Annotated in this window: 3 protein-coding genes; all 3 read right to left on the bottom strand. The window is 45.7% G+C overall.

Features of this window, described 5'->3' with window-relative positions; translation table 11 throughout:
- Positions 1 to 47: 47 nt before the first annotated feature.
- Positions 48 to 1,289 carry a DUF4374 domain-containing protein gene (locus VN105_RS16795; protein WP_325642685.1) on the bottom strand — a complete coding sequence of 414 codons (1,242 nt, stop codon included), beginning with the start codon at positions 1,287 to 1,289 and terminating at the stop codon, positions 48 to 50.
- A 32-nt stretch (positions 1,290 to 1,321) separates the two neighbouring features.
- Positions 1,322 to 3,694, bottom strand: a complete 2,373-nt coding sequence (locus VN105_RS16790; protein ID WP_325642684.1) for a TonB-dependent receptor — start codon at positions 3,692 to 3,694, stop codon at positions 1,322 to 1,324.
- Between the two features lie 331 nt (positions 3,695 to 4,025).
- Positions 4,026 to 5,393: a TlpA disulfide reductase family protein gene (locus tag VN105_RS16785; RefSeq protein WP_325642683.1), complete on the bottom strand. Its 1,368-nt coding sequence runs from the start codon at positions 5,391 to 5,393 to the stop codon at positions 4,026 to 4,028.
- Between the last annotated feature and the right edge of the window lie 125 nt (positions 5,394 to 5,518).

Below are 5,518 nucleotides of genomic sequence, written 5' to 3'. Positions count from 1 at the left end.
TCGTTTTCTTTGAATTTGCATTCATATTTTTCTGTATAAAAATGATGTCAATATTCTACTTTGGTGATAGCTGTAATTTTACCGCCTTCCACCGTAAGACCTGATGAAGCTGAAGCCGTTGCTATGTCTATTTTATATACCCAGCTTCCCGTGGTAGTATTCAGGCCAATAAAACCTGTTTTACCATCTTCAGAAAGCGTGTTGTTATTATATGCAGCAGAGGTGGACGTAATTTCTACCGGGCCGCCTGTTATCCAGGTAAAGGTTTTGGTGTTCACGTTAGCCAATGCCATTTTCAGGTTACCTTTCACGGCGCCTGCTGTTTCATACATCATTAACAGGAACACGTTATCTCCCAGGTAAGTATGCGTGGAAATATGATGTCCGCCGGAGGCTTCCTGTATATTGAAGAAATAGCTTTTGTCAAATTCCATTGTACCGTTTGGAATTTTCACGATGGCAGACGGTTTGGTAGTGGTTACCACACCTGAATTGGTGGCAGCAGCTGAAGAGAAACCATAGGCATCGCCATTTTCTGTTACCGATAAACCATTGCTGAAATAATTGCCCAGGTAGCTGGTGCGGTTATCGCGGATCACTTTTTCCAGGTCCAGTTCAGGATAGGAAAATACAGCCACCCAACTGCTGTCGGGGTATACGGTACCAAATGCATCGTTGCAGCAACCTTTGATACTCATATACGGCACAAACACTTTGTTACCTACCTGCGTAGCCCAGGTGAAGTGGGCTCTTTCCCCGTTGGCAGCCAGCTTCACGATGTTGATACTATCGCGGCCCACTATCCTTGATTTCAGCGCATCAATACGATACATGCCGGCTGTTTCATTAGCGCCGCTCCTGGGTACTTTAATCAGTAGCAGTTCATCATTTACTTTAGTGAACACCTGCACGGTTTCTGTCTGAAATTCGGAAGATTTCACCAGTTTGCCTGCGGGACTGAACCTGTAAGTGGTTACAGCGCCGGGATTTCCCTGTCCATAAAGCAAACTGAAAAAGCGACCTTTATGTGTCATATAGTAACGGTAGGAACCGTCCTGTTCTTTACCATTACCTGCAGTGCTGATAGTACCCTGATCCAGCCTGTCCGCCGTGAGGAGGATATCCGCAATACCGGTTGTTCCAATAGGCGTTACCGTTACCACGTATTTTGAAAGTCCCTGGAATTGGCCTTCCGTAAAAGTTTCGTCTAACATATCCTCCTTATCGCATGATATCCCCAGCAGCGCCATACTGCCTGCGAGGAATAAAAGCTTACTGATTTTTCTCATCACGATGTATTGAAAAATTGAATGATTGATGATTACTTGCTGATAAAGTATCTCAGCTTTGCATAAAACGCGCGGCCTGGTTTCTGTAAAGTAAAGTTGTCGTACAGCCGGTTGTCCACCAGGTTTTTACATTCTACCGATACATTATACCTTCCGTTAGCCAGGCTGTACACCAGGTTTACATCCTGGCAAAACTGCCGCGGGATTTCCAGCTTTTCTTCCGCCTGGCCGGGCCAGGAGAGATAGTAAGCATGTACATACAGGAAGTTGTAGCCCAGGGTAAGATTATTTCCTTTTTTGAATACGTTCTTAAAAAAGAGCGAGGCATCTGCATTACCAAAAAGATAAGGCATGTTAGGAATGCGGTCGCGGTACAGCGGGCTCCGGTTCTTTTGCCCATCTTCAAATTCAGTATTGTTGCGCAGGTTCTGGTAAGTAAGGTTTACACCGGCTGTGAACAGTTGCCTGAAGGAGTATCTTACTTCACCATCCAGCCCCATATTGGTTACAGCAGCGAGGTTGCCGTTTGTTTGCTTGGTTTGGTTAGGATTCAGCATAGGACGGATAAAGTCTTTCGCATCACGGTAAAGGAAGTTGGCATCAAAGCTGAAGCGGTGGTCTTCCCGGATATGCGCCTGGTAATTTACGCCGAAGTTGAAGTTATTGCTGGTTTCCGGTTTCAGGTCGGTATTACCTTCCAGGTTGATCATGTCTCCAAAAAGCTCCTCCGTTTCCGGCAGGCGGTAACTCTTTTCATAAGAGGTTTTCAGTTGCAGCGCCGGTAACAGGAAGTAGGTGGTAGCGATACCATAACCCAGTTTATTGAATGTTGTTTCCAGCGCCTTGTAAGCCACATCACCCCAGTTCCCACTGGGATTATAGCTTTGGGAGAAGCGGTTCCGCTGTGCGTAATTTTTCACAAAAACGGAAGTATTCCACTTATCGCTGTAGTCGAACTTATACCCAAGGCCAAGAATATTTTTGCTTACTTTCCTGGGCTGGTCGTATTTTTCATCTACTGGGAACAGTTCATCTTTTCCTTTACGGTTGAAGGTGTTATATACGTCATTCAATACAAAGGAATGGTGATCATTTATTTTATAGCTGAGGTTAGCGGCGCCAATACCATTGTTGTTGCTGAATTTATACATGGAGCGTTCCCTTTCTGCACCGTTGTTTGGCTCATATTGCTGAAACCAGTTATAACGGCGGTTCACGGTATCGATATTCTGTTCGTGGCCAAAGTTGTAGTTACCTGTCAGGCTGAAGTTCAGTCCTTTTATGAACAGGTCTTTCACCTGGTACTTCACACTTGGCATAATGATATCACCCCTGCGGTGCCAGTTCCCGAACACGCTTACCATCCTGGCGCCGGTTTGAATTTCCGCGTAGTTCCGGCCCATGGTAATGCCGAAGAGCAGCTTATCGGCATATTTTTTTCCCACAACGCCCACATTGGCGATGATGGTTTCGTTATGATAGGTATCGTGAAACCTTCTTACCCATTGACGCGGGTAGTACTCACCTGTTTTAAGATCTGCTACGTTTACCCGTACCCGGTAGTTATTATCGGAGTAGTTCTGGAACGCATTTACCTGCACAGTAAAACCTGATTTGGCGGTATATCCTGCATTCAGCGTGGAACGGTGTGTATTGAAGGAACCGAATGAGTAAGAAGCATCGAGGTAGCTATGCTGGTTGTTGCCGGTAACAATATTGATAGCGCCGCCTAACGCATCGGAGCCAAGCCAGATAGGCACCACGCCTTTATATACTTCCACTCTTTCCGCGAGGTTGATGGGAATATTATTCAGCTGGAAAGAAGAACCGAAGTTATCCATGGGCACACCGTCAAGAAAAAATTTCACCTGGCGTCCGGTAAAGCCGTTGAGGGAAAAGTTCATACGGGAGCCGAGGCCGCCGTCTTCCCGCACACGGATACCGGAAACGCGGTCCAGTGCATGCGACAGGTCGAGGGTGGAGTTATAGAGTTTTTTTGCATCGATGGCGGTTACGTTATAAGCCTGGCGGTTTACTTCCTGGCTGGCGGAGCGCCCGATTACCGATACCGTGTTAATTTCACTGATGGATTGTTCAATGGTGATGTTCAGCATTTTTTCTTCACCTGACTTTACATCAAAGGATTGTTCTTTTGTTTTAAAGCCTACAGCAGAAACAGTCACAATATGTTTACCGGGATGTACATTCCGGATACTGAAAAATCCATCTGTATTGGAAATAGCGTTAGCGCTGGTATGATGCAATTTTACAGAAGCGCCTGGTATTGGAGAGCCGGATGCATCTTTTAAATAACCGCTGATCACAGCATTATTTATCTGTTGGGCAAAGCTAAAAACAGCAAGGGATAATAGGATGCTGGTCAGCAAAAGTTTTCTGATATACATTTTTAAAACAGCTTTATTGAAACGATGTACAGGCAAAGGCATCCCGTATCCCGCGGGTGTCCCTGCGGAATAGGCCTGTGTCTTATTTTCTCTGTTTGTATGCCTGTGAAAAAATGGATCCCGTAGCATGGTTACCGGGTATTCAGCATACAGAATACTATAGGTATCTGATCTGTTGCAAAAGTAGGGTTATATCTTTCAAAGGGTTTTCGATATCGGGAATTTTTCGGCGGGTCAAATTTTCCGCATTGCGTGCGGAGTTTGTCCGACTCAGGACGATGATGATTATGCTGATTAATTTGATTTTTGTTTTTGTTTTTCTGGCAAGACGTTATTTGTGGGAAGATAGGTGCAATGCGGCCTGCAGCTGCTCCGGCACAGAAGAGGTATAACCCGGCATGGCGATTATTTCCCTGCTTTTATTGAGAAGGATATAGGTAGGATAACCGGTGATCTGCAACTTATCGGGGTAGCCGCCGGTACGACCGTTATATAAGTAACGTACTCCGGGTACGGCTACACGTTTTGAGAGGAATGCATTCATTCTTTCCAGGTTATCATCAACGGAAACAGATACAATGGTAAGCTGTCCTTTACATTGACTGATCCAGTCTGGGAATTGTTTCATTCCTTCCACGCAGCCCCAGCACCAGGTGGCCCAAAAATCCACCAGTATCAGTTCTGATTTAATATCTGCAAGCGTTATAGTTTCATTCTTTTCATTTTTTAGCGGCAGCATTGGAAATTTATTTCCGACGCGGGCCCGGGTATTTTCTGAAATGACGTTGAGCAGCATATTCCGGGTAGCCGGACCGGCAACATCATTTAGTATAGTGGTACGGATGCGGCGCGATAACTCCTCTTTCTGTTCCGGCTCACGGTCTACCCGGTAAGCCTGCCGGCATCCTGCCACCAGTGCCAGCTCCTTCAGCTGCGGGGATCTAAAGTATGCCGCTTCATGAGTGGCCCTGTCCAGCAGGTTGTTTGTGTTGCCTTTGTACCGGTAATGCGCAAACATAATCATTCTTATCTCCATATAATTACCAAGCAACTCCATGTAAAATGGATTTCTGACTGTTATAGATGATGAATTGAAATAAACATTCTCAAAATGATCCATCAAACCGGTAGTATCCGGCAGTTGATGCATAAATAAGAGATAATACATGGCTGCATCATAACGCAACAGCGGGTAGGCGGCCGACGAGGTATCCGGGATATATTTTGATACAATATCTTGAAAGCGGTTAAAAACAGTATCTGCCGGCAACGTTAACCGGAAAAGGCCGGTGGTATCCACAAACAGCGGGCACCAGTTTTGTACAAGATCCTGTTCCATGCTATGCAGCAGCCGGTTAACAGGCGTACCGGCATTATCCGTTACGGTAAATGTGCCCGTGCTGTCGTAAATAGTATAGGCGCCGCCGGGCAGCGCCAAAAAAGAAAACGACCTGTTTTCCACCAGGAGCTTCAGCAGCGGGCCGCAGGAATCCGCTACTGTTGCCCGGAAACTACCGGCGCCATTTGTATGTACCTGCATAATTTCTACTGGCGCCTTACTGATATAATCGGCGTAACCATAAAGGGTAACAATACTGTGCGGGTTTTCTTTCAGCTGCCCCTGGATAACAATAGCGCCTTTCCCCGCCAGGGGCGCGATAAACAACCAGATCAGCAGCTGTAGTGAACGGAAAATCATGTACGCGATAATTTAAATATGAAAGTAGTGTTTATAACCGGTAAAAAAATGTGCGTTCATTGTTCACATCTTCACTCGGTAACTTTAAACCTCTGCTGAAATAAGTATGTTCTTAACAAAGAATT

The sequence above is a fragment of the Chitinophaga sp. genome, assembly GCF_035564935.1.
Taxonomy (GTDB): domain Bacteria; phylum Bacteroidota; class Bacteroidia; order Chitinophagales; family Chitinophagaceae; genus Chitinophaga.
Note: the sequence above shows the minus strand (reverse complement) of the source record. Positions and strands in the feature narration are given on the sequence as shown.

Excerpts from the sequence above, each read along its gene's own strand:
- VN105_RS16790 (WP_325642684.1), bottom strand. The coding sequence starts at position 3,694 with ATGTATATCAGAAAACTTTTGCTGACCAGCATCCTATTATCCCTTGCT.
- VN105_RS16795 (WP_325642685.1), bottom strand. The coding sequence starts at position 1,289 with ATGAGAAAAATCAGTAAGCTTTTATTCCTCGCAGGCAGTATGGCGCTG.
- VN105_RS16785 (WP_325642683.1), bottom strand. The coding sequence starts at position 5,393 with ATGATTTTCCGTTCACTACAGCTGCTGATCTGGTTGTTTATCGCGCCC.